General features: G+C 41.8%; 13 protein-coding genes. 8 read left to right on the top strand and 5 right to left on the bottom strand.

Going from position 1 to position 26,885, the window contains the following annotated elements:
- The first annotated feature begins 62 nt into the window (after window positions 1–62).
- From ACHFIY_RS12510 to ACHFIY_RS12535, 6 genes are all read left to right on the top strand, one after another.
- Window positions 63–467: a DUF5618 family protein gene (locus tag ACHFIY_RS12510; protein WP_410846437.1), complete on the top strand. Its 405-nt coding sequence runs from the start codon at window positions 63–65 to the stop codon at window positions 465–467.
- 186 nt (window positions 468–653) lie between these two features.
- Window positions 654–1,889: an AIR synthase related protein gene (locus ACHFIY_RS12515; protein ID WP_410846438.1), complete on the top strand. Its 1,236-nt coding sequence runs from the start codon at window positions 654–656 to the stop codon at window positions 1,887–1,889.
- 49 nt (window positions 1,890–1,938) lie between these two features.
- Window positions 1,939–2,625: a cell division ATP-binding protein FtsE gene (locus ACHFIY_RS12520; RefSeq protein ID WP_410846439.1), complete on the top strand. Its 687-nt coding sequence runs from the start codon at window positions 1,939–1,941 to the stop codon at window positions 2,623–2,625.
- A 263-nt stretch (window positions 2,626–2,888) separates the two neighbouring features.
- A complete protein-coding gene (locus ACHFIY_RS12525; RefSeq protein ID WP_410846440.1) occupies window positions 2,889–3,365 on the top strand; it encodes a hypothetical protein in 477 nt (158 codons plus the stop codon).
- Window positions 3,366–4,948: 1,583 nt separating this feature from the next.
- Window positions 4,949–15,943 carry an autotransporter-associated beta strand repeat-containing protein gene (locus tag ACHFIY_RS12530; RefSeq protein ID WP_410846441.1) on the top strand — a complete coding sequence of 3,665 codons (10,995 nt, stop codon included), beginning with the start codon at window positions 4,949–4,951 and terminating at the stop codon, window positions 15,941–15,943.
- Between the two features lie 312 nt (window positions 15,944–16,255).
- Window positions 16,256–17,092 carry an alpha/beta fold hydrolase gene (locus ACHFIY_RS12535; protein WP_410846442.1) on the top strand — a complete coding sequence of 279 codons (837 nt, stop codon included), beginning with the start codon at window positions 16,256–16,258 and terminating at the stop codon, window positions 17,090–17,092.
- 153 nt (window positions 17,093–17,245) lie between these two features.
- Here the strand turns inward: ACHFIY_RS12535 and ACHFIY_RS12540 are convergent, their stop codons facing one another.
- Both ACHFIY_RS12540 and ACHFIY_RS12545 read right to left on the bottom strand, forming a co-directional pair.
- Window positions 17,246–20,191: a M16 family metallopeptidase gene (locus ACHFIY_RS12540; protein WP_410846443.1), complete on the bottom strand. Its 2,946-nt coding sequence runs from the start codon at window positions 20,189–20,191 to the stop codon at window positions 17,246–17,248.
- Between the two features lie 281 nt (window positions 20,192–20,472).
- Window positions 20,473–21,219: a class I SAM-dependent methyltransferase gene (locus ACHFIY_RS12545; protein WP_410846444.1), complete on the bottom strand. Its 747-nt coding sequence runs from the start codon at window positions 21,217–21,219 to the stop codon at window positions 20,473–20,475.
- A gap of 163 nt (window positions 21,220–21,382) precedes the next feature.
- Here ACHFIY_RS12545 and glmM point away from each other — a divergent pair, with 163 nt between their 5' ends.
- Together glmM and ACHFIY_RS12555 are read left to right on the top strand one after the other, a co-directional pair.
- Window positions 21,383–22,777, top strand: a complete 1,395-nt coding sequence (gene glmM / locus ACHFIY_RS12550; protein ID WP_410846445.1) for a phosphoglucosamine mutase — start codon at window positions 21,383–21,385, stop codon at window positions 22,775–22,777.
- Window positions 22,778–22,971: 194 nt separating this feature from the next.
- Complete coding sequence (locus ACHFIY_RS12555) at window positions 22,972–24,102, top strand: cysteine desulfurase family protein (RefSeq protein WP_410846446.1); 1,131 nt, start codon at window positions 22,972–22,974, stop codon at window positions 24,100–24,102.
- A 55-nt stretch (window positions 24,103–24,157) separates the two neighbouring features.
- Here ACHFIY_RS12555 and ACHFIY_RS12560 read toward each other — a convergent pair whose 3' ends face one another.
- Genes ACHFIY_RS12560 through ACHFIY_RS12570 form a run of 3 tightly spaced genes read right to left on the bottom strand, consistent with a single transcriptional unit; the run spans window position 24,158 to window position 26,373 of the window.
- Entirely contained in the window at window positions 24,158–24,466 is a 309-nt protein-coding gene (locus tag ACHFIY_RS12560) for a rhodanese-like domain-containing protein (protein WP_410846447.1), read from the bottom strand.
- Complete coding sequence (locus ACHFIY_RS12565) at window positions 24,463–25,305, bottom strand: PASTA domain-containing protein (protein ID WP_410846448.1); 843 nt, start codon at window positions 25,303–25,305, stop codon at window positions 24,463–24,465. The genes ACHFIY_RS12560 and ACHFIY_RS12565 overlap by 4 nt, the downstream gene beginning before the upstream one ends.
- 54 nt (window positions 25,306–25,359) lie before the next feature.
- A complete protein-coding gene (locus ACHFIY_RS12570) occupies window positions 25,360–26,373 on the bottom strand; it encodes a D-alanine--D-alanine ligase (protein WP_410846449.1) in 1,014 nt (337 codons plus the stop codon).
- Between the last annotated feature and the right edge of the window lie 512 nt (window positions 26,374–26,885).

A 26,885-nucleotide genomic window follows, 5' to 3' on the forward strand; every position in this document is an offset into this window, starting at 1 on the left:
AAAAGGAAATAATTTAATACCAATACATAGCCCATTATTTTATTAATTAACATTTACTAGGTATGGCACAAAAAAAGAAAAACGGTTACCTTGAAGCAAAAAGGTACGTTGAAAATGCGAGGGAGATACTCTCTACAAAAGCTGGCAAAGACGGAGAGTTTTATTCAGACCCAAAATATGTAAAAATGGCATGCAAAACCGCTTATTCAGGCGTACTGGTTGCACTTGACGAAGTATTGCATGGAAAAGAAAAAGGCAAAAGGGCAGATGTAATAAAGTACAGGACAGCACTGGGCGAAAAAAACAAAACCATGCTCAGTTATTTTAACAGTGCCTACAACCTGCTGCATTTGGTAGGTGGATACGATGGCGAATTGAAGGTAAGTGTGTCCCAAGAGGGGCTATCAATTGCCGAGAAATTAATTGAATGGGTAGGCAGTACTATGGGAACTGCTGCACAAGCATAGAAAATATTAATGATGCGATTAAAAACCTGTTATACTAATAAAAAAGGGTTTCTAATCTCATTACTTACTTTCGCAGCCGTTGATGAGTTTTCTTATCAAGTAAAAAAGGGCGGTTTCAAATTATTATAAAATCCTTTGTACCTCTTTGTGTTTTCGTGCCTTTGTGGCAAATAATAAAATAGCTTTATGTCATTATACGCTCAACGGGGGGTGTCTGCCCAAAAAGAAGAAGTACATGCGGCAATTAAAAACCTAGATGCAGGTTTATATGCCCATGCATTTTGCAAAATGTACCCTGATTATTTGGGTGGCAATGCAGAATGGGTAAACATAAGCCATGCCGATGGCGCTGGCACTAAAAGCATATTGGCTTACCTCTATTGGAAAGAAATAGGCGATGTTTCTGTTTGGAAGGGCATTGCACAGGATGCGGTTGCTATGAATCTGGACGATTTGTTATGCGTGGGGGTATATGATAACCTACTTTTTTCCTCCACCATCGACCGGAACAAAGCTGTGATACCCGGCGAGGTGCTGGCTGCTGTTATTGACGGCACACAAGATTTCTTTAACCAACTAAAAGAATATGGCGTAAACATCCACTACCTTGGTGGCGAAACCGCTGACGTGGGCGATGTAGTAAGGACTATTGCCGTAAACGGCACCATGACCGCCCGTTGGCCTAAAAGCAAATTAATTACAAACGACAAGATAAAAGCAGGCAATGTAATAGTAGGTTTTTCTAGTAGTGGGCAGGCCGCTTACGAAACGGCTTATAATAGTGGGCTAGGCAGCAATGGCCTTACCAGTGCAAGGCACGATGTGTTGAGCAAATATTACGCGCAGAAATACCCAGAAACCTTTGAACCGACGTTAAAGGATGAAGTGGTGTATATTGGTAAGAACAAACTAGAGGACTTGTTCTCCGTTGAGCTTTCACCGTTAACCGATGGGGGAAATACGCAGTTCACTGTAAACGGTCAACAGTCAACGGTCATCAGTCAACAGTCAACCATTGGCCAGCTATTGCTTAGCCCAACCCGCACTTATGCCCCCTTATTAAAAATATTGCTCGAAAGCCATTTTGATGCCATTGATGGCATTATCCATTGTAGTGGGGGCGGGCAAACGAAGTGCATGAAATATTTGCCCACTACATTAAAAATAGTAAAGGACAACCTGTTTGATGTGCCATCAATTTTTCAATTGATACAGCAAAACTCCGGGGCAGACTACAAGGAAATGTACCAAGTATTTAACATGGGACATAGGTTGGAGATATTTACCAATGAAAATGCCGCAAAGGAAATGATAACCATAGCACTGCAATTGGGCATAGAGGCAAAAATTGTAGGAAGTGTTTACGCCTCAGATAAAAAAGAATTGGTTTTAAGCGGTAACTTTGGCGAAATAATATATTAGTTCATATTGTACTTTGGTTTATTGGTCAATATTAAAAACTAAAATTGTAATGGCAGAAACAGTAATATCATTAGAAAACGTAAATATATTCCAAGGGCAAAACTTGATTTTGCAGGACGTAAACTTTACCGTTGAAAAAGGCGAGTTTGTATATCTGGTAGGAAAAACCGGCACGGGAAAAAGTAGCCTTTTAAAAACATTATATGGAGAACTAAGCTTGCAAGAAGGCAAAGCCAGCGTGGTAGGGTTTGACCTAAGCGACATGGACTGGAAAAAAGTGCCTTTCCTGCGGAGGAACCTAGGGGTGGTTTTCCAGGATTTTCAATTATTGACTGACAGAAATGTTTATGACAACCTGAAATTTGTACTAAAAGCTACAGGTTGGAAAAACGAGCAGCTAATAGAAGAAAAAATAAACGATGTATTAGACAAAGTAGGCCTAAAAAGCAAAGGCTTTAAAATGCCTTTTGAAATGAGTGGAGGCGAGCAGCAACGGGTGGATATTGCCCGTGCATTGCTCAACTCCCCCAAGCTGATACTGGCAGACGAACCTACAGGTAACCTAGACCCCGAAACCAGCGACGAGATTATGCAGCTTCTTTTCCAGATTGGGGAAGATTATGGCACTACCATCCTAATGGCTACCCACGATTTTATTGTTATCAACCGTTACCCATCCCGTATTTTGAAAACCGAAGGGGGCAAAGTGTTTGACAGTGGGAACTTTGCAAGCTAGTTATGAGTTATGAATGATGAGTTATGGGGGGGCTACATAAAAGTTTTTCGCTTTGCTCCTCGCCTTTGGAGAGGGGTTGGGGTAAGGTTTAACTAAAAACTGCAAAAACTTTTACCCTTTCATTATTGGTAATATGGTGATAGTAGTATATTATTGCATACTATTAAGTTTCCCATCTAAATAACGATGCTTTTATGATTAAGCGTCTAAGCCTGTGATATGATTATAGCAAAACAATATTTTTATTAGTAAAACAAAAATGTATGAATGGTATTTTAGGGTTGCATAGTTTGTTGCGCTGGGCTATGGTTATCTTTCTGATTGTAAATATAGTTAGGGTGAACGTGGAGGCAGACCAGCACTTTGATGAGCTGGACAAAAAGTGGAGCCTAAGGTTATTAATAACCACACATTTGAACCTAGTTGCAGCTTTGATTTTGTATTTCTTTGGCGAGAATGGCATACAGATTGTAATCCGGGAAAAATACCAGATGAAAGACGTGATGGAAACAGGATGGCTGCGTTTCTGGATAATAGAACACCCGTTGATGATGCTTATTTGTATTGCACTAATCACTGTATCCCATAGTTTTTCCAAGAAAATGGATCTTGCACCTGCAAAAAAACATAGGATAATGAGCATTTTATATATATTGGCCTTGGTTATTATATTAGCCGCGGCGCCTTGGCCTTTTAGGGATGTTAGCATTGCCAGGCCTTGGTTCAGGGGGCTGTATTAATAATGAGGAATTATGAGTTATGAATTATTTGTATTCAAGCATTGACCAAAAAATTTTGAAAAGCCCCTTAGCGGGGCTTTTTTATTTGCCTGCTTTTTTTGGAGTGTGCAAGTGTAGTAACTTAGTCAAAATAATTTCTAGCCTCGAGCAGGCATCCCTCCCACGCAAAAAAAAAACTGAACCCAGTTTGTGTTGTAATAATTATTTTGTAATAATTTTATTTATTCCTTGTTTTTTATTACTTTGTTGTCATAAAAAAATTGCAATAATTTATTTTATTGCAAAAAAATTAGTACAACTTATTAAAACATTTGATGGTGTACGCAAATTTTTTTAAACAACTTCAAGTAGAGGGATTTAGGTGTAAATTAAAGGTTTCGCCTAAACTTTGCTTTTCGTTGCCCACTTTAGGGGGATGGGGGCGGGGATTGAGGTGGTGGTTGGGGGAATGGGTAGCGTTTTCTTAATTCCCACCTCGAGGGGTGGCCGCAAGGCCGGGGTGGTTATTCGTGCATCCCCTTTGCGGCTTCTCTGCGTTTATTGGCTTTGCGAACCTCTGTGGTTAAGCTCTTTATTTTAGTTAAACCTAAGATGTGTGTACACGCTAGCCCTTGAGGTGTGGCCTTCAGGCCGGGGCGGTTTCCACACCAGGGTTGCTAACCTGCAAAAGATTGGCAACCCTGCTACATCCTGCATATACTAAAAATAAAACATACTTTACGCACATCCCTTTTCCACGCATAATACCGCATACCCCATCCTAAAAAAACTTATGCCAATAAATTCAATATGTTATAATCCCTTATTGAATTGCTGTTTTTTTTAAATATTCCCAACAGAAATGTAATTTTTACAGCTTTGCACCCCTTAAATGAAGGGTGTCGTTAATAAAATGATAATAAATTAGTAATATTGCGCGTGCAAACATTGAAGATATAGGCATACCTTTGTGTATATACACGAAATTGTAATATCTCTATCTAAAAAACAACCCCGATTGCCCTGATATTGACAGCTACTGATAAGTGCAGGCTTGCCTGTGCCTTTTGGTGCAACACCCAAGTACCCGAAAGTTTAAAAACTTTTGGGTACTTGGAACAAAATATAGATAAGTAATGTTTACAAAATAACGTTACCTACTTAGGCCTGTCAGGTTTCAAAACTTCACAAGCCTCTACTTGGAAAGTTATTTCGGAAACGTTACATAGTACACAGGAATCTAGATAAGTTTCAAAAATAAAGTCCTTGCATTTTGTCGGGGGCTGGCTCCTTCTCCTTTGGAGAGGGTTTGGGTGAGGTCTCTCTGAAAGGATTTAAAAGGATGTCTGAACTAGGATTTATAGGATTTAACAGATAAAGGGATTTTAAAGTATTCTCAAATCAAGCAAATCATTTTAATCATTTTAAATCCAAGTTCAGACGAGTTATAAGATTAAAAAGGAAAAAATGTCTGAACTAGGATTTATAGGATTTAACAGATTAAAAGGATTTTAAAGTATTCGCAAATCAAGCAAATCATTTTAATCCCTTTAAATCCAGGTTCAGACAAACAACAAATATTTTACAATAACAACAACGATATTATGTACAACTACTACGCCGATTTACGATTGTTTGGAAACAATGCTTCCATTACAAAAAATACTGCCCCCGGCAAACTATTTTTAAAAACGCTGCTATTGGTGTTGGTACTGATAGGGGTGGGGGTGAAAGGTTGGGGGCAGACGACGGTTACTATTGGTGGAGGTGCAACAGTTACTTGTCCTGCTACACCAACTGCTACATGGACTACTCCACCAACTGGCGTAACTTTTTCAAACTGGTCAAGAGGAAGTGGGGTAACATGTGCATCAGCTGGTACAGCTTTGAGTGGTAGTGTTTTTAATACTGCAAGTGCAGCGGCCGCTTATACAGCAAATACCTATTTTTCTTTTACAATTACTGCAGATGCTACTCATACTTTTACATTAAATAGCTTCGTTTGGAGTACTGCTGTTAGTTCTGGGAGTTGTAATTTCACGGTTCAATATATTAATAATGGGGGTTCTTTAACAACATTTGGAACTGCTGGGCAAACATCTACTTCCTCTAATACATTTAGTGGTAGTGTAACAGTTGCAGCAGGTACTTCAATTGTTGTATATGCGATTCCTTATGGAACGGGAGCTACAGGAACCACGGTAAGATTAGCAAATGGATCTACAGTAAGTGTTACAGCAGCAGTTGCAGCTACGGACTATTACTGGAACGGCAACAATGGTTCAAACCAAACCAGCAACATTTGGAGTTCGAGTGGTTCTGCCGATAAAAACTGGGGTACATCAGCTGCCACATGGTCTGGTGCTGGTACGGCTGGTACAGCTTGGCCAAATACTACAAGCTACAATGCTAACTTTAGCAACACATTTGCAGCTGCGCAAACACTTGCTATTTCTGGTTCTGTTACAGCCAATAATACTTTTATCAATACTAGTGGCTATACCTTTAATACCAGTGGTGCTACTGGTACAATTGTGTCCCCTATAGCCCTTGGTGCAAATACACTTACACTTTCACCCAATGCTTCTTATCCACTTACCTTATCTGGTGCTATCAGTGGTACTGGTGGGCTTACCCAAAATGGTGCAGGTACCACGGTGCTTAGTGGCACAAATACCTATACAGGTGCTACAACTATTTCTGCTGGCACATTAAAAATAGGTAATGCAGCTGCCCTAGGCACAGGTGCTACTTCTATTACAAGTGGTGCAGTATTAGATTTAAATGGTACTACTTATACCAATACAAATGCACTAACAGTTAATGGTACTGGTATCAGCAGTGGCGGGGCTGTTATCAACAGTAGCGCATCGGCTGCCACCTACCCCGGCTTATTAACGCTTGGCAGCACTAGCAGCATTGTTGCTGGTTCGGGCAGCATTACCCTCTCCAACACTGGTACAATTACTGGTTCGGGCAACACGCTTACACTGGATGGTAGCATTACTGGCAACAGTATAGCTAGCATTATTGGTATAGGTGCAGGCGGCATTACCAAAAATGGCAGCGGCACATGGACACTTAGCGGTGCCAATACCTATACGGGTGCAACTACTATAAATGCAGGAACTTTACAGGCAGGTAACACTGCTGCTTTGGGTAGCAACTCTGCGGTTAGCTTGGCTAATACTGCTGGTGCTATTTTAAATATCACAGGCTTTAGCAATTCTATTGGCTCGCTAACAGGCGGTGGCGGTACAGGTGGCAATGTTACCCTGGGTTCGGCTGCGCTAACCATTGGAGGCGACAATACTAGCCCTGCCGCCTTTGCTGGTTTAATTAGCGGTAGTTCGGGTTCCATAGTAAAAACAGGCACGGGTACGCTTACATTAAGTAATGCTTCAAATTCTTATACCGGTACAACTACTATAAACGGTGGTACTTTATTAGTAGGTGCAGCAGCACCTACTAGTTCCATTGGGGCATTGGGTGCTACTGCCACGGCAGTATCTCTAAGCGCAAGCCCTGCCACTACAAGCCCATCGCTACTAACAGGTGGGGCATTTACGGTAGGCCGACCAGTTACCATAGCCAATGTATCTACCAGCGGTACCTATTCTATAGGTGGCAATACAGACAACAATTCTGCTTTTAGTGGTGCTATAAGCATTAGTCAGCCGTTAACCATTACACAGGTGGCTACTACCAGTACTAATACCTTAACAGTGTCGGGTGGCATTTCGGGTACAGCCCAAAATGTTACGGTAAACAATGCAGGGTCGGTACTCATAAATAGTGCCATAGCAACAACAAGCGGTACGCTAACCAAGTCTGGTGCCGGCACTTTAACACTAAGCGGTACAAATACTTACACAGGTGCTACTACTATCAACGCAGGTACATTGGCCCTTTCAGGGTCGGGTTCCATATCATCCTCATCAACAATTACAACAGCTTCCGGTGCCACGTTCGATGTTACGAGCCTTACAAGCGCATTGGCCTTGGGTTCCGCACAGGTTTTAAGAGCATCTGCCACTGGCAGCAACACCACTGGTACTATTACAGTTGCAAGCAGTAAGGGGTTAACTCTAGGTTCCACGGGTGGCCTTGCATTCACGGCTTATGGCGGCGGCGCTACTTCGCCACTTACGGTAACGGGTGCAAGCGCTGGCGCTTTAGCCCTGAACGGCGCCCCAGTAACGGTAACAACAACTACCGCCTTGGCAGTAGGTACTTATACGTTGATTGCCCAATCGGGTTCCGCCACAGGCGTTACGGGAACACCGGGAACTTTAACCATAAGTGGTAGCGGAATTACTAGTGGGGCTTCTGGTTCGCTTTCTGTTGCATCAGGACAATTGATCTTGACTGTTTCTGCTAATACTACTCCGCCAACACTTACAGCGGCAGTTTCCGCGACAGTTGATGCCGCATTTAATGTTACTTTTACAGATGACCCCACTTGGCGAGCTGCTACTCCAATAACTGTTACTGTTGGTGGTACTACACTTACAGCTGGTTACTCTATATCGGCTGGTCAAATAACTTTTACACCTTCTTCGTCTGCACCTGCTTCTTTATTGCAAACTGCAGGTTCTAAAAGCATAGTGGTAACCGCAACGGGCTATACCAGTGCTAGCGTAACACAAGTAATAGGCGTAGGCGCAGCCAATGCCACGCAATCTACCCTTACACCTACTTCTGCGAGCATCACTGCTGATGGCAGCAGCACGCAAATATTAACGGTAACCGCTAAAGACCAATATGGCAATAGCTTAAGCACAGGCGGTGCCACGGTAACCATCACGCAATCTGGCGGTACAGGCACCATAGGCAGCGTAACAGACAATGGCAATGGTACATATGCGGCCACGGTTACGTCACCTACTGCCACTGGCACAGGTACTTTTGTGGCTACCTTGGGTGGTGCTGCCGTAAAAAGTGGTACTGGTAGCCAAATTACATCTACTATTACATACACAGCAGGCGTTGCAACCAAGTTGATATTTACTTCATCGCCTGTTACTACTAATGTAAATACTGCATCTAGCACCATTACTGTGCAACGGCAGGATGCTAATGGCAACCCCAATACCACAGATGCTTCAAGAGCAGTAACATTGAGTAGCAATACTTCAGGCACAGCGACATTTAGCCCTACTTCATTAACAATAGCAAATGGTTCAAGTACAGCTACGTTTACCTATACTGATAATACAGCGGGTACACCAACTATTACTGCTGCCAGTACTTCACCTACAACAATAACATCTGCTACACAGGCGGAAACTGTTACAGCTACCGTGCCAGGCGCACCTACGATAGGTACTGCCACAGCAGGCAATGCACAGGCATCCGTAACATTTACGGCACCGGGTTCTACTGGTGGTTCTGCTATTACTAGTTATACGGTTACCGCTTCATCGGGTGGTTTTACAGGCACTGGGGCAAGCAGCCCTATAACAGTTACAGGCTTAACCAATGGTACTGCATATACTTTTACTGTTACCGCTACCAATGCTGTGGGTACAAGTACTGCAAGTGCTGCGTCTAATAGTGTAACGCCTGTATTGCCAGCACCAGTTACTACAGCGGCTACATCTACTACATCTACAGGTTTTACTGCCAATTGGGGATTAGTAACCGGAGCGACTAGCTATGCTTTGGATGTTTATAGTAGTACGAGTGGCACAATATTGTCTGAAAACTTTAGTGGCTTTATCGCTTCTGCTGGTACAACAGATAGAAGTGGAAATTTAGATCCTTATACCCAAACAACAGGTTGGACGGGGCAAGCCGTTTATGAAAATGCAGGTCAAGCAAAATTGGGTGCTGGTTCAACACAAGGATATATTATAACACCTTTGCTTGATTTATCCGCAAATGGAGGTAATTCAACACTTAATTTTGATTTGCAGAAATTTGGTAGTGATGTTACCACTGTGCAAGTTTATTTATCTACAAATAGTGGTAGTACATACACACAAATAGGCAGTGATATTACTGCCCCATCTACTATAGCAACACAAAATGTGTCAATTACTGGAGGTACTTCTACTTCAAAAATTAAAATAACTGCTAAGATAGCCTCTAACTGTAGATTCTATCTTGATAATGAAACAATTCAATATGCGAATACTACATACGTAATTACTAATTCAAATGTTGGCAATGTTGCTTCTTATGGTGTTACCGGATTAACACCTAGTACTAATTACAGCTATGTAGTTAGGGCTGTTTCAGCATCTAATACAAGCAGTAATTCAAATGTTACTAATGTTACTACTGCTAGTCCTATTTATTATAGTAAATCTACTGGTAACTTAGATGTCTTGACCAATTGGGGAACTAATACTGATGGCAGTGGTACAAACCCTAGCAATTTTACCACAAATGGAGCTATTTATAATATTGTAAACAATACTACACCTACCATTGGGGCTGCATGGACGGTTACTGGTACAAGTGCTAAAGTAGTAGTAGGGGATGGTAGTACTTCTATCAACTTTACAGTGCCATCTACTTTTGCTTACACGGGTACGATAGATGTTGCAGCAAATGCTACCCTTACTTTGCAAAATACTACTGTACCTACTTTGGGTACTTTAAGTACTTCAAGTACAGTTAGCTATGCAGCAGCAAGTGGCACGCAAACAATTACTGCTGCTACTTATGGCAACCTAACATTAAGCGGTGCTGGTACCAGGACATTCCCAAGTGGCACTGTTGTGATAGCTGGTATATTTACTCCGGGGACTGGTTTTACTGCCACGCAGGGTACGATTGATTTTAGTAGTACTGGCTCGCAAACAATACCTGCATTCACTTATTATACGATTACAAATTCTGGTAATGGAGCAAGAACATTAGGTGCAGGTACGGTAACTATTAGTAGTTCGTTATTTACACCTGGCTCAGGCACTTATACTGCCGATGTTGCCAACACGGTTATTTATGCAGCTACAAGTAGTTCTTTTACACTTACTGCTGCATTGCCATATAACAACCTTACGTTTACCGGCGGTGCATCTTATAATTTTGGTACTACGAGCCAAACGATTGCTAATGATTTGACCATAAGTGGTGGCTCCACGATAACAATAGCAAGTGGAACATCTGCAAATGGGTTATCTGTTGGTAGGGACTTGCTTTTGGGAAATAATACGGCAGGTACGCTAATTGTAGTAGCTGGTTCTTCAACGCCAAGTATAACTGTCGGCATAACAAGGGACTTTACAATTTCAGGTACAGGAAAACTTAATCTAGAATCAGTTAGTTCTAGCAGTGGGGTTGCTACGGTGAATGTTGGAAGGGATTTTACAGCAACGAGTACTTCTGTAGCTTCAGCAGGGGCAAACGGTATTGTTGACTTTGGAACTGGTACTAATACGTCTAATAGTATTAATATAGCACGTAATTTTAGTAAATCTGGTACAGGTACTTTTGGTACATCTGGCAGTTCTGCTGCAACAGGTTTTGTAATGACTGGCGGTACATCATCAGTGCCAGCCACTTTTAACTATGGTGGAACCACTACTTCCAATTATACTCAATACACCGTAGGAAGCGGTGCATATGTGCAATTGACTAACAGCCTCACATTAGGTAGTAATAGTTCACCATCAAGTTCATTTACAGTTTCCTCTACTGGCACATTGGATTTTCAAACATATAGTATCATTGCTGCTGGTACAACCAATCCTCAGTTTATCACTTCTTCTGGATCTACGTTAGTTACGTCTAATACGAATGGTATTGGAGCCGTAGCATCTACCGCTTCTGGAAGTTTGCAAAGTTTTGGGGCTGTAAATACAACTGCTGCTGCTGGCAGGGCCCAATTAGCAACTGGTGTTAACTATGTATTTAATGGAGCTACCACAACACCTTTCACTGGAACTGGCACTTTTGGCAATCCAACCAATGTAACATTGGGTGCAAATGTAACTTTAAACCGCTTTGCAACATTGTCTGGTACATTAGCTTTAAGTACATTTGACCTAACACTTAATGGTGCAACTTTGACGTTCTCTGCTATTACTGGCAGTGGTACATTGATTGGAGATAATGCTGCATTTGTTGCTGTGGCAGGGAGTGTAGGGGTTCCGGGTACAGTAAGGTTTAAAACTGGTAGCCAATCAATTGCTTTGCTAACCATGAATAGGACAGGGCAAACATTGACTTTAGGTAGTGATGTAACACTTGATGGTTTTGCAGATGCCGCAAATGTAGGGCGTTTGATTTTAACAGATGGTGTAGTAAATGCAGTTGGGCGAACTGTTACCTTTATTAATGGCAATACACCAATCGCAGTAAGTAGTGGTACATTAACTACAGATAATACTACATCCATTGTATTTGGTGCAACAAGCAACTTGGGTGGTAGTACATTTACTATCCCTGCTGCTGTATTTACTTCTACGCCTGCAGTTGTAAGCAACTTTACTGTAAACCGTTCAAATGACTTAACCCTAAACAGTCAAGGCTTGGAAGTACAAGGTGCTTTAACGCTAACCGCAGGTATCTTTAATATTCCGGCAGGTAGTTTCCTTAATTTGAATGGTGCTTCGTTAAGCAGTACTACAGGTACTTTGGTTGGATCTAGCACTAGTGACCTAACTGTTACAGGTACTACAGGTGGTACTGTTACTATACCTACTTCCAGTAGTATTACATTAAGGACGGTGACTGTTAGTGGCACGAGGACATTGGCATTAAATGGCACAAATGATTTGAACTTAGCAGGAGTGTTGTCTATTGCAAGTGGTGCAACATTTGACAATGGCGGTTCCAGCCAAATTGGCCAAAGTGGGGGTACGGGTTCTATAAGCATTACTGGTAGATTTATTACTAGGGCCGCTGCTGGTTTTTTTGGATCTAGTACTTCTATTTCAACGGGCTTTACGTCGGGTAGTACACTACTGTTAAACAGTGGTAGTACTGTAGAGTATGGATTGAGCGGTAACCAAACTGTGCAAGGCAGTACGGTGCCCAGTTATCAAAATGTAACTTTTTCAGGTAGCGGTACTAAAACGTTAGCGAGTACCAATGCTGTTGTAGGTACAATAACTGTTTCTGGTTCTGCCATATTTGATGCGGTTAGTAATGTATTTGCTGGTGCCAGTACTAACTTAACCATGACTGGTACTTCACAATATCGTAATTCTGGTTCTGGTCTTAAACCGGATGCCACTGGTACTTATACATTGGGTTCTGGAACAACTATTGAATTTTATGGTTCTTCTGCAACTAATATTAGGGTAACACCTTCTTATTATAATATTTTGGTTAGTGGTAGCAATGTAAGCACAACAGCATCTGGTAGTGTTATTAATATGCAAAGTGGTTCTTCATTTACGGTTACTGGTACTTTTAGTCATTTGAATACGAATGGTCTTAGCGGTGCTAGCAATACTGCTGTAAGTAGTACAAACAGCCCTTCCATTGTTTTAAATAGTGGATCTACCATTGCTTACACAGGTAGTACGCAAGCGGTTACCCCATTAAGTTATTATGGATTAACTATTGCAGGTAATGGTACTAAAACCTTAGGCGGTGCAACTTCAGTTGCCACCACACTTACACTTGCAAGTAGCGGTGTATTAGCAACTACATCTACTAATAGCTTAAGTATTACCAATACAGCAACCACGGCAATTACTGGTGGTAGCACAACTGCATATATTAGTGGTCCTGTAAAATGGACATTGCCTACTAGCCTTGCTTCTGGGTCAACTTATATTTTCCCAGTAGGTAAGGGTGGTACTTACTATCCTTTTAGTTTGGTTAACCCAACAACGGGTGCTACTGGCCCAGTATTTAGTGTAGAAGCATTTGCTTCTAACGCGGGGGGCACACCAAGCGGTTTAACCAGTTTAAGCACGACAGAATATTGGCAAACTTCGGTTGTAAGTGGTAATTTCACAAATACAAGTGTTTCACTTACACGCCAGTCTTCTTTAGGTTCTTTAACTGCCATTGGATATAGCAGCACGGCTGCGGGTACTTATGTTACAGCAGGTGGTACAGTTAGTGGTACATCTGTTATTAACTCTAACGCTGTATCTGGTTCCCCATTGTATTTTGTGCTTGCACAAGGTTGTTCTGTTTCATCTGCATTGAATGGCTCTACTACCATTTGTTCAGGGAATAGCACTAACCTTTCTGTGACTGTTACAGGCGGTACAAGCCCTTATAGTGTAGTTTATTCTGGCAATACAGTAAATAGTTACACGAGTGGTAGCAATATCTCTGTATCCCCTTCTACCACCACCACTTATACGCTTACCAGCGTTACGGATGCAACTGGATGTTCTTCAACAATAACTACTGCTACAGCAACTGTTACTGTTACTGCCATTACATGGACAGGCACTACCAGTACTGCATGGAACGTTGGCAGCAACTGGTGCAGTGGTTCTGTACCTAGTTCTGGTGCTGATGTAATTATAGCCAATACTTCTAATCAGCCTGTTTTAGCGGCAAGTACAACTGTTGGTAGCATTACTTTAAATACTGGTGCCACCCTTACTATCGGCAGCTACACCCTTACCATCAGCGGTGCAGTATCGGGTAGTGGCACATTTACAGGTTCTGCCACATCAAGCATTGTAATAGGCGGCGCAGCAGGCACTATTAGCTTTACCACTGGTGCAAAAACGCTTAAAAACTTTACGGTTAACAATAGTTCAAGTGTTACCTTGGGTGATACATTAAATATCACAGCAGGTTCTGCACCTGGCACGGTAACAGTAGGCACGGGCAGCAGTGCAACCTTAACCACAGGTGGCAAACTAATATTGAAATCAGATTCATTGGGCACGGCAAGGGTAGCCACAAGCACGGGCACTATTAGTGGCAACGTAACCGTTGAGCGCTATATTACTGCAAAATCTATCCGCAGGTACGGGATACTGGGCAGCCCTGTAAGTGGCTCCACCATCCGCAATGGCTGGCAGCAACAGGTTTACATAACTGGTGCTGGCACAGGCGGCACGGTTTGTGGAACTGGGGGCAATCAATACAATAGCAACGGCTTTGATAAGACACAGGCTGGCACGCCAAGCATGTACACCTACTCGGTAAGTTCAGGCACTGCATCTTGGGCAAGCGTGGCTACCACTACATCTGACAGTCTTAAACCTGGCACGGGCTACTTAATTAGTATCCGTGGCGACAGAAACAATGGTGCAAGTTGCAACGACCAGTTGAATACCTACACGCCTACTGCCCCGGCAACAGTTACGCTCAGTGCCACAGGCACGTTGACACAGGGCGACAAATTGGTAAACCTGAATACAGTTCATTTATACACATTGCTGGCCAACCCTTATGCAAGCACGATTAGTTTCTCTAACCTGTATGGCGGCAACAGCAGCATTATAACAAACAAAATGTGGACACTTACCCCAAGCAAAACCACCTATACCACCTATTCAAATGGCTTAATTGCCAATGGGGCTGCAGGAGGATATGATGATGCTACTAATGGCAACGCATGGGGCAATCTTATAGGAAGTGGGCAGGCTTTCTTTGTAGAGGCAAGATCAGGCAGTGGAGGCACTGTTACGTTCCAAGAAAGCAATAAAACGGATAGTAGTTTGCCTAATACGCAGTATTTTGGCACAGCCAGCCCCATGATTCGGGTACGCTTGAAATCGGCTGCAAACGCCCCTATTGACGAAGCAGTATTGCGGTTCAATAGCAATGGTTCTAAAGCGTATATTAGCGACTGGGATGCCGCTACCATGGGCAATGCCAGCCAAGCAATAGCCGTATTGAAGGGTAATACACGCTATGCCATAGCCACCTTCCCAGACAATGTTGCAGACACCACTCCGTTAAGCATAAACAGCACCACAGCAAATAGTTTCCACTTGTCTGTAAGCGGGCTAGAAACGCTGGACAACTCCCAGTCAATCACTTTGCGTGATAAGTTCTTGGCCACTTGCCAAGACCTGCGGGCAAACCCTGTATATGCTTTTAATGTTACAAGCGACACGGCCAGCAAAGGCAATAACCGTTTCGACATAGTGTTTGGTACCAACAGCGGCACGCTTCCTGTAAACTTTACCAGCATTACCGCCACGGAAAATGGAGGAGGGGTAGCTGTGAAATGGAAAGTAGCACAAGAAAACAATATTGCCAGCTACAACGTGGAAAGGAGTGTTGACGGTGTTAGTTTTGCGGCTATTACTACTGTAAAAGCAACAGGCAGTGTTAGTTATACAATACAAGACAACTTAGTGCCAGCAGCAAGTGCCTTGTACTACCGTATAAAGGCGATTGAGCAAAGCGGAGGCAAAAGTGTTTATAGCCAAGTGGCCAAACTTACACTTGACAACTCACAACTCACTACTAAGTTGTCTATTTACCCTAACCCAGTAAAAAGCCAGTTGAACCTAAGCCTAAGCCATGCAAGCAATGGCAGTTACACGGTGCGTGTAGTAACAGTAGCCGGCATAGAAGTATTGAGGCAAGCAGTGCAAACGAGCGGCACAGCCATCAGCATCAACGCAAGCAAATTGGCAAGTGGTGTATATATGGCAGAGCTTACCAATGCCAATGGCGATAAATGGATGGAGAAATTTGTAAAAGAATAAGTTATTTTAATAGAGTATTAAAAAACGGCTACCTGCAACAAAGCAGGTAGCCGTTTTTTTGGGGAGCTATTATAGCCTAAGAAAAGCGAGAAAGAGTGGAAAAAGCACTGGTAATTGCGTAAATAATCACTTTAAAAATTTATTCTAGATCTTATGTGAAGTTTCTTAGTAATGTTTCTGAAATAACGTTCCCCTTGTACATTGTGGTAAAATCTTCTCCTTGCTCACACTAAATTTAGTATTACCTCTTAAAAAATATTCTTGTAACCAATAATATTTTACAACTTCGAATACCTATTAAACATTGCGCGCATGAAATTTTTTGTACTGCTTAGCCTCGTTTTGGCTTGCTGGATAATTGTAGCACCAAGCTGCATGAGATTGAGGATAACGGATAGCAAAGCCATACAGGAATTTAGGGAAGTAGGTGTGGGTTTAACCACGAATACTATTAAAGTTAATAACAAGCATTTGCATTATGTAGTAGTGGGTAGCGATACGTTACCAACTATCGTGTTTGTGCATGGAAGCCCGGGTAGTTGGGATGCTTTTAAGGAATATTTAAAAGACAAAAATTTATTGGAAAAATATAGGATGGTAGCTATTGATCGTCCTGGGTTTGGGTACAGCGATTTTGGTGATGCCTTGCACCTGCAAGCCCAGTCGCTCCTTATTTCCCCATTGTTTCACATACTCAAAAACAATAAGCCCATTTACTTGGTTGGGCATTCACTTGGTGGTCCATTGATTGTACAATTAGCAGCAGACAACCCCAATACCATTAGCGCATTGGTAATACTGGCAGGGGCTATTGACTTATCTTTAGAAAAACCAGAAAAGTGGCGGCCTTTGTTAATGAATAACCCGCTTAAATTTTTGGTACCTGGAGCTTTGCGGCCAGCCAATGAGGAACTATGGTACCTAAAACAGGATTTAAAGCAACTAAACCCTGTTTTCAGCAAGATAGTTTGCCATGTGTTTATTTTACATGGCGATAAAGACCCGTTGGTAGATTATGGCAACCTTGCTTTTGGCGTAAAGGCATTTAGCCATGCAGTAAAAATAGACACACTTACTTTTTCAGGTGCAAATCATTTTATACCATGGACAAGGTTTGATGGAATAAAGCAGGTGCTTTTGAATTTGTAGAGAACACTATTTATTTAACTCTCCACCTAGTGATTGGGAAAGTACTAAGCAGAGGGTATTTTGCAATTATAATTTCATGAATGGGCGAAAATGTGCCTACAAAAAAAGGCAACCTTCAAATAGGTTGCCTTTTTTAATAGGAAAGAGTCTACATTAATACCCAAATATTTCCTCCAAGCTCAATTTTTGCACTTCGCCATATTGCTTCAAATCGTCAAGGTTTATTTTTTTGTCGCTTGCTACTATACAGTAGGTGTAAGGCTTGGATGATATTTGCTTTTGGGTAAAGGCTTTAATATCGGCAAAAGAAAGCTTATCTACATCGGTATAGATGTTCTTGCGGATGTCGTAGTTGATGCCTAGGCGTTGGTTGTCCAGATAATTAAAAATCACCGCTTCGTCTGTTATCCTTTCGCTTTCTATGTCTTTTTTAATGGCTGTTTTGGCATCGTCGAACAGTTTGTCTGCCTTTGGCAAATCGTTGATGAGTTCATTCATCGATTTTACGGCATCGTTCATTTTATCAGCCTGTGTACCCACATAGGCCAAGAAAGTGAAAGGGTTTTCTTTCTTTACAGGCTTGTTGTACACAGCAAAAGTAGAATAGGCCAATGCCTTGCTCTCACGAATGGTTTGGAACACAATGCCGCTCATGCTGCCTGCACCAAAATAATTGTTGAACACATCAATGGTGGCCAATTGCGTTGGGTCGAAGGGTTCTGTGTTTTTAATCCACCTTATCTCGGCTTGCACCATGTCGTACTGGGCAAACAATACTTTGTTTGCTGTTTGCTGCTGTGGCCTGTAAACTGCTGCAGTAGGGTTGGGCGTAAATACTGCTGGCAGTGGGTGCAGTTTGGCAATACTAGTGGTAAAACCTGCCAATGGCTGCGGGCCATAATAAATGATGTCGTGTTTAAAACTGCCCAAATTGTGCAGAATAGCCACCAAGTCAGTTGCCTGCATATTGTTCAGCTCGTCATTGCTCAATACATAATTATAAGGGTTTTTTGCACCATAGCTGGCATAGTTGGTAAGGCCGCTCATGATAGACCTTTTGTTGCTTTTATTGTCTTTCCGTGCCTTTTGGATTCGGGCAACCAATTTTTTCAATGCTCCTTCGTCGGGCTTGCAGTTTTTAATTACTTCTTCAAACAAGGTTACTGCTTTTTCAAAGTTTTCTTGCAGGCCAGTAATAGATATGGTGGTGTATTCTGTGCCAGCATTGATATTGAAGCTACAAGCTAGTTTGTAGAACTCTTTGCTAATATCTGCCGCTGCGTATTTATCCGTGCCTAAAAACTCTAGGTATTGCGTGGCTGCTCCCAGCATTTTATTGTTCCATGTGCCCATGTTGATGCGGTAGTACAAGCGGAAAATTTCATTGTCCTTGTTTTGAGAATAATAAACAGTGGCTGCGCCAATGGTGCTTTTCTGCACGTCTTTAGCATAGTCCAAAAACAATGGCTTTAGGGGTGCAGTAGGCATATTTTCTATCTTCTGCAAGAAAGGGCTTTGCGCATCCCTGTTTACGCTTACGGGCGTAATGGCGGGTTTTGGCACTTTCACAATGTTCTTGTCTTCGCCTTTGTGCTTGTAAATAACCACATTGCCATCGCCTACATATTTATTTATAAAGGTTACCAGTTCTTCCTTGGTTACCGCTTTCATTGCATCTAAAAAGGCGACTTTCCTATCCCACATCTTGCCTTTTTCTTGGATAAAAGAAGCCATTATTTCAGAAGCGGTGCTGTTGATGTCTTTAATGCTTTCCAGCTTATCTAACTTATAATTAGCCACAGTGGAAGTTATAAGGCTAGCATCGAATTCGCCTTTTTTTAATAGGTCTATCTGAGCCATCAGCAATGCTTTTACTTCATCCAGCGTTTGTCCTTCTTTTGGCGAGCCGTTTACTACCAGTAAGCCATAGTCTTTCAGGTTGTAGTTATAGGCACTTGCTTTCAATACTTTTTGTTCTTTGTTTAGGTTCAGGTCTATTAACCCAGCTTTTCCGTTTGCTAATATATTGGCAATCAATTCTACCATCACGCTTTCTTTAAAGCTGGTGCCGCCCGGCATCCGCCAGCCAATATTGATGCTTTCGGCAGTGGGGCCGTAAACGTCCCGTACAACAGCAGTAGTAAGTGGTTTTTCTGGGGCAGCTATATAGGGGGTTACGGGTTTGGGTTGCCACCATTTAAAGGCAACATCTATTTTTTTAATTACCTCCTCGGCTTTAAAATCGCCCACCATTACCAGTGCCATGTTATTAGGCACATAATATTTGCTGTAAAAGTCTTTTATGGCATATAAAGATGGGTTTTTCAGGTGTTCTACTGTGCCGATGGTGCTTTGCTGCCCATAATTGTGCGTAGGGAAAACAGCTTTCAGCAATGCTTCATATACCTTGCGGCCATCATTGTCTAATCCAATATTCTTTTCCTCATACACGGCTTCCAGCTCGGTATGGAACAAACGCAGCACTGGTGCCCTGAAACGTTCTGCCTCAATAGCTAGGTATTGGTCAATTGCGTTTGCTGGTATGTTTTCTTCGTACACGGTTTCTTCTACCCAAGTATGCGCATTGGTGCCTTGAGCGCCAATGGCGCTCATCATTTTGTCGTACTCATTGGCAATGGCATATTTAGCTGCTTCGCCGCTTACGCTGTCTATCTCGTGGTATTTTGCTTTGCGTGCTGTGGTATCAGAAAGGGCTATTTTGTTGTATTGGTCGTACAATACATCAATTTTATCCAGTATCGGCTTTTCCTTTGCCCAGTCTAGGCTGCCATATTTTGTTGTGCCTTTAAACAGCATGTGTTCCAAATAGTGTGCAAGGCCAGTGTGGTTTTTAGGGTCGTTGTTGGAGCCTGCCCTTGTGCCAATCAAGGTTTGTATGCGGGGCGTTTTTTTGTTTTCGCTTAATATTACGGTAAGGCCATTTGCCAATGTATAAAACTTGGCTTTTGTAGGGTCGCCGGTAACGGTTTTGTAAGTGTAAGCACCATCAACCACGTCTTTCCATTGATATTTGCCTTGCGCAAAAGATTGGAACGAAATTGAAGCCAGTAAGACGGCACTAAACAGTATTTTTTTCATCAATTTTTATAATTAGGGTTGTAAAATAATAAGGAATAGATAAAAAGGGCAATAAAATTTGGTTACTAGTACCACCTCAAATTGGCTTTTATAGCCACAAAGGCAAAAAAAGAAACACGAAGAAAAAGAAGGTAAAAAGATATTGATAACATAATTTTCTTCTTTCTACTTTTCTTCCCTTACAACTTTTTGCCGCTTCGTTCCTTCCTGGCGAATTAACCAGACTTGCACCAGGGTAATAATAATTTTCTTATAACGAAGCAAGAACCAATTTGTTACAATTATCCCTTTTTTTTTGCTACGATAATCATCCGGGGCGATTTTTTAATGTCGTAGCTGCCAAGGTTATAATCGCCAAATACTTCCTGTACCTGTACATGGTGATAGGCGAGCATTTCTGTAAAATCGCCCAAACTAAATTTGGCAACTCTTTCTGTATATAAATGTTTTTGGGAAGCTTTACCGCCTTCGCTTACCTGTATCTGCTTAAAAAAATGCTGTTCGTCTTGCCATTTGGTGATATGGAAATGGGTATCGCCCACAATGGTTGTATGCATTTTTTTCAATAAACCTGATACATAATGCACGTTTAAATAATCAATTACAAACAAGCCCTCTTTTTTAATGCTTTGCGCAATGGTGCGTATCGCGTTGTTGTGTTCCCGCTGGGTTTTGAAATACCCAAAGCTTGTAAAAAAGTTAAAGGCGTAATCATAATAATTGATGCGGAATGGCAAACGCATGTCATGCTGGTAAAAATGCAAATTATCTGCCTCATCCTGTTTTGCTTCCTCTATCGAAGCCTCAGAAAGGTCAATGCCCGTAACGTCAAAGCCCATGTCTGCCAACACTTTGCTGTGCCTCCCTTTGCCACAAGCCACGTCAAGCATCAGCGCATTTTTGGGTGGCTGCAAATGAGCAATTAACCGTTCAATAAAGGCCAGGGCCTCGCCCTCGTCCCTGTTTTGATACAGTAAATGATAATAGGGCGAGTTGAACCAATCTTTATACCATGCTTTCTTAATCATGCCACTAAGATAAGAAGTAAAATGGTGCTTAAAGGTTTTTTGCTTTGTCCCTCGCCTTTGGAGAGAGGTTGGGGTGAGGTTTAAATAAAAATAAGCACTTGTAGAAAAGCGTTTTCTATTAAGTTTGCAGCATACCATCTTGCAAAAACGTAAAAGGAATTGTATGGCATTAATTAAAAGCATTTCAGGGATCAGGGGCACTATTGGCGGCCGGGTAGGCACTTCTTTAAGCCCTATTGACATCGTTCGGTTTACTGCTGCCTACGGCACATGGGTTTCCATGCAAGCCATTACAGATGGAAATAAAAAAATTGTTATTGGCCGTGATGGGCGCATTAGTGGCGAGATGGTGCGGGGATTGGTTGTAAACACACTAAATGCGCTAGGGCTAGATGTGATAGACCTTGACCTTAGTACTACACCCACTGTAGAAATGGCCGTGGTGGATCACGGTGCAGCTGGGGGCATTATACTTACTGCCAGCCACAACCCGAAGGAATGGAACGCTTTGAAATTGTTGAATAGCAAAGGAGAATTTATTAGCGGGGCAGATGGGCTGGCTATTTTAGAAATGGCAACATCGGATGATTATACTTTTGCAAGCGTGGATAAAATTGGTACTTATACAATTGATTCTACTGCTTTAGACAAGCATATCCAAGCAATTATAGCACATCCACTAGTTGATGTTGAAGCCATAAAAAATGCACAGTTCAAAATTGTGGTAGATGCCATTAATAGTACTGGTTCCATCGCGGTTCCAGACTTACTTACAGCATTGGGGCTAAAAGGCTTCACAGTGCTTAATGGTGAGGTAAACGGGCAATTTGCCCATAACCCGGAGCCACTGCCAGCGCATTTGAGGGAACTGTGTAACGAGGTGAACAAGCAAAAAGCAGACTTGGGCATTGCAGTGGATCCTGATGTGGACAGGCTTTGCTTTGTGTGTGAAGATGGCAGCCTTTTTGGCGAGGAATACACATTGGTAGCCGTAGCAGATTATGTATTGAAACATAAAAAAGGAAACACGGTAAGCAATATGTCATCTACTCGTGCATTGAAAGACATTACCGAAAAGCATGGCGGCATATACACCCCAAGCGCAGTAGGAGAGGTGAACGTGGTAGCCAAAATGAAAGCAACCAACGCCGTAATTGGCGGCGAAGGCAATGGCGGCATCATTGTGCCAGACTTGCATTATGGCCGTGATGCCTTGATTGGCATTGCTTTGTTCCTCACGCATTTGGCACACGAAAAAAAGAGCGTTAAGCAATTGCGCAATACTTACCCCAACTATTTTATGAGCAAGAATAAAATAGAATTGGAAGCTGGGGCCGACATAAAGAAAGTATTTGCCTATATCCAAAAGAAATACAAAAAGAACCCTATTAATACCGAAGATGGCTTAAAGATAGAATTTGACACCGACTGGGTACACCTGCGTACCAGCAATACAGAGCCCATCATACGCATTTATGCAGAAAGCAATTTTGAAACCACGGCCGATAATATTGCCAAGAAAATAATGCAGGATATTAGGGAGGGGATAAAGGGGTAGAGGATTAACACGAAAATGTTAAGCCCAAGATGCAAAAAATAAAATAATAGGTTTTCAAAAATAAATTTGACAAATTATCAAATTTATGTTATTTGTATTTAGATAGTATTTTGTATAAATATTAAGCGAAATAAGCAAATCATGCTGCAATTTTCCCATCCAATAAATCAATCCACCTTATTTTCGCAGCAATTATGAGCGAAAGGATTTATTTAGACAATGCTGCAACAACCCCACTAGACACCGAAGTACTGGCAGCAATGATGCCCTATTTAACCACCCATTTTGGCAATCCTTCCTCTATTTACAGCTATGGCAGGGAGAGCAGACTGGCGATAGAAAATGCCCGCAAAACAGTGGCAAAACTGCTAAACGCCCACCCTGCTGAAATATTCTTTACCTCCGGCGGCACCGAGAGCAGCAACATGGCCATAACGGCTGCTGTGCGTGACTTGGGCTGCAAGCATATTATTTCCTCGCCAATAGAACACCATGCCACGCTGCACTGCGTGGAGCAAATGCAAAATAGTGGGCAAGCAACGGTAAGCTATGTAAAATTGCTGCCTAATGGTCATGTTAATATGGATTATTTAGCCGCTCTGTTGGCAGCCAGCACTGAAAAATGCCTGGTAACCTTAATGCACGCCAACAACGAGATTGGCAACCTGCTGGATATGGAAAGGGTAGGGGAGCTTTGCAAGCAATACAATGCCATTTTTCATTGCGATACGGTGCAGACTGTTGGGCATTACCCTTTTAACCTCAAGAAAACGCCTGTGCATTTTATTACAGGTGCAGGGCATAAGTTCCACGGGCCAAAGGGGGTAGGAATATTGTATATCAATGAAAATGTGAAAATCAAGCCTTTTGTGCATGGCGGTACACAGGAAAGGAATATGCGGGCTGGTACAGAAAATGTATATGGCATTGTGGGTTTTGCCAAGGCATTGGAAATAGCCACTACAAACTACGAGGCAGACAGCGCATATATAAAAAGCCTTAAATTGTACATGATGGCTGCATTGGGAAAAAATATCAATGGTGTGTCTTTCAATGGCGATGTGCTGGGCAATAGCTTGTACACGGTATTGAGCGTGAACCTGCCTAAGACTGATAAAAGCGAAATGATTTTATTTAACCTAGATATTCATAATATATGTGCAAGCGGTGGAAGTGCCTGTACCAGTGGGGCAAGCCAAGGCAGCCATGTGATAGATGCAGTGAATCCCAATCCTGATTATGTAACGGTGCGATTTTCTTTTAGCAAACACAATACAAAACAAGAAATAGATACAGTAGTGATGGCTTTGAAGGATATGATTTGAGGTTTGCGAATAAACCATGTAGGGGCAGAAGATTTTCTGCCCCTACATGGTACAACTATTTAAACTTTGCATTCCAGTCCAATATGCCGCCAACTACATTTACCGTGTTGGTAAACCCAGCTTGTTCCAGTATCATGCAGGCATTAAAACTGCGTTTGCCACTGCGGCAATGGATGATTACTTCTTCATTGCGCAAATCTTCCAATTCTTCAATGGCAAGGCTCTGTATTTTACCTAGGGGTATCAACTTTGCCCCAGCAATGTTTGATTCTGCATATTCTGCTGGCTCGCGTACATCAATCAGGTTTATTTTCTCGCCTGCGTCCATCCTTGCTTTTAGTGCTTCTACAGTTATTTCTGTCATTTTTTATATTTATTTAAATCTTGAGGGTATGTGTTGGTTGAGTCTTTTATAGGTGGTGTTATTGATATATATAAATCCAACGTAGCTCCCTGATGAATTTTGTTCCCTACCCTTTGCCCTGCAATGGCTTCCGTAAAAATGCCAGGGTTTTGGCGTATAACAAATGCACCCGATGAATCGGAAATGCTGCCTTGCGGCACTGCCACTATCGAGCCAACACCTAGGCCTAGTTTCATGATGGTATCTTTTGCTTGGAGCAGGGTTAGCCCCACCACATCTGGCATATCCATTTCCTTGTCGCCCACACCACTGCCCAGCACAAAGTCAATCTTGCTGCCAACAGGTATTTTAGTTCCTGGCTTAAGCGATTCTTTGTTAAACAATTGGTCTAGTATGGCATTTTTTGCAAAATCTGGTTTATAAGTGGTGTCGCCCATTTTCAGCCCAAGCGATTGCAAGTATATTTCTGCGCTTTTATAGGAAAAACCAATAAGGCTAGGCATGTCTATCAAAGGTGGCACCGCCCTGTTCACGGTTAAGTAAATAGTCCTGCCATATTTTACCTGGGTTTCGCTCTCGGGTATCTGTTTAATAATGGTAAGGCCTGGAACAGAAGTTGTAAATACCGAATCGGAAACTTCTACTTTAAAGCCTTTTGATTGCAGGTTGTTTATGGCAGCATATACGTTTTGCCCAACAATATCTGGTACTTTTTCGTATTTGCCATGACCAGTAATCCAGCCGAGACATGTGAAGAACAATAGTATTAGTATAACAGAACTCAATGATGCTACCAATATATTAACCCACAATGGTTTTGAAGTAATAGATTTAAACACTTATTATAAATTTAAAATGTCACCCCCGTCCCCTAAAGGGGGTAAAATAACAGGTTATAAACTTTCCAAGTACTCCCCTTTAGGGGATGGGGGCTGCGCTTCCTCTATTATAGCACTATAAAAATCTTTCAATGTCCATCCCATGGCTTTTACCTGCATAGGTATAATGCTGGCTGCGCTTTGCCCGGGAACGGTGTTCACTTCCAACATATAAGGCTGTTTGTCTTGCTCGTTCAATATGAAATCTATCCTTACCACGCCCCTGCAATTCAGTACTTCATAAGCAGTGATAGCCGCTGCCCTGATTGCTTTTGCATCGCTTTCATCCAATATGGCTGGGGTTATTTCCTCGCTTAGCCCTTGGTACTTGGCTTCAAAATCGAAGAACTCTTTTTTTGTAATTACTTCGGTAATGGGCAAGGTTATAATTTCCCCTTTTGTTTTAAAAACACCAATGGTAAATTCCCTTCCCTTTATATACTCCTCCACCAATATTTGCGTATCTTCTTTAAAGGCTTTTTCCAAGGCCAATGGCATTTCGCTTTCATCGTTTACTTTACTCATCCCAATGCTACTGCCGCCATTGTTCGGCTTTACAAAAACAGGCAATTTCAGTTTCCTGGTAATGCTTTCTATTGTAACGGGGGTATGTTTAAACAGATGGATACTTTTTGCAACGCAGATGCCACCAAAAGCAGCAACTGCCACTGTATATCGCTTGTTGAAAGTTAATGCAGATGTTGCTGAATCACAGCTGGTATATGGCAGCCCGAGCATGTCGAAATAGCCTTGCAGCTTGCCATCTTCGCCGGGAGTGCCATGGATACAAAGCAATATAGTGTCAAACGTTATTTTTGTACCATTATCACTAATTGAAAAATCCTCCTTGTTTACAGTATTTTTTTCGCCTTTGGTGTTTACAAACCACCATCCTGCAGGGGTGATGTCAATGGTATATATATCGTATTTTTCCTTATCGATATTATTGCCTACGGTTATGGCACTTTTATAGCTTATTTGTGCCTCGCCACTGTAGCCGCCTGTTACCAATGCAATTCTTTTTTTCATAGCCAAATCTGTAAACGTCAAATATAATGCCTTTTTTTTAGCAGCCTATTTTTTGAAATAATTAGGACTAATTCTTTTTTTGAGCTGATGGTGAGTGCCAATAGGTGCATAAAAGTTTTTCGCTTTTGCGGTCTTTTTAGATTTGGCCTGAAACGTGTCCTAATTTATAAAAACCTTATCTTTGGTCTACAAATGCACCTGATACAAAGCTAGTGTCCCTGAAGCAGTATCTTAGTTCTTTTTTTACTAATATTAAGATAGTAGTTTATGAAAATTAGGGTATTATAATTCCTTATCAATAAATTATCACCTTATTATTATAAAGTGATTAGTCTATTATCAGTTTGTTATCAATAAATGATAGTAAAATTATCATAAATGATACTTTTTTGCTACGATAATTTCGTTAATATTAGTTGATAATCAATGTTTTACAAAGGATGTGATGATTTTGAAAAAAAAACCGCACCAGCAGAAAAGACCAAAAATTGGCAAAACTGAAACTATCTTAA

It is taken from the genome of Parasediminibacterium schistidii, assembly GCF_046546515.1.
GTDB lineage: Bacteria > Bacteroidota > Bacteroidia > Chitinophagales > Chitinophagaceae > Parasediminibacterium.

Coding starts and splice junctions, on each gene's coding strand:
- glmM (WP_410846445.1), top strand. CDS start 21,383: ATGGCATTAATTAAAAGCATTTCAGGGATCAGGGGCACTATTGGCGGC.
- ACHFIY_RS12510 (WP_410846437.1), top strand. CDS start 63: ATGGCACAAAAAAAGAAAAACGGTTACCTTGAAGCAAAAAGGTACGTT.
- ACHFIY_RS12530 (WP_410846441.1), top strand. CDS start 4,949: ATGTACAACTACTACGCCGATTTACGATTGTTTGGAAACAATGCTTCC.
- ACHFIY_RS12525 (WP_410846440.1), top strand. CDS start 2,889: ATGAATGGTATTTTAGGGTTGCATAGTTTGTTGCGCTGGGCTATGGTT.
- ACHFIY_RS12570 (WP_410846449.1), bottom strand. CDS start 26,373: ATGAAAAAAAGAATTGCATTGGTAACAGGCGGCTACAGTGGCGAGGCA.
- ACHFIY_RS12540 (WP_410846443.1), bottom strand. CDS start 20,191: ATGAAAAAAATACTGTTTAGTGCCGTCTTACTGGCTTCAATTTCGTTC.
- ACHFIY_RS12560 (WP_410846447.1), bottom strand. CDS start 24,466: ATGACAGAAATAACTGTAGAAGCACTAAAAGCAAGGATGGACGCAGGC.
- ACHFIY_RS12535 (WP_410846442.1), top strand. CDS start 16,256: ATGAAATTTTTTGTACTGCTTAGCCTCGTTTTGGCTTGCTGGATAATT.
- ACHFIY_RS12520 (WP_410846439.1), top strand. CDS start 1,939: ATGGCAGAAACAGTAATATCATTAGAAAACGTAAATATATTCCAAGGG.
- ACHFIY_RS12545 (WP_410846444.1), bottom strand. CDS start 21,219: ATGATTAAGAAAGCATGGTATAAAGATTGGTTCAACTCGCCCTATTAT.
- ACHFIY_RS12515 (WP_410846438.1), top strand. CDS start 654: ATGTCATTATACGCTCAACGGGGGGTGTCTGCCCAAAAAGAAGAAGTA.
- ACHFIY_RS12555 (WP_410846446.1), top strand. CDS start 22,972: ATGAGCGAAAGGATTTATTTAGACAATGCTGCAACAACCCCACTAGAC.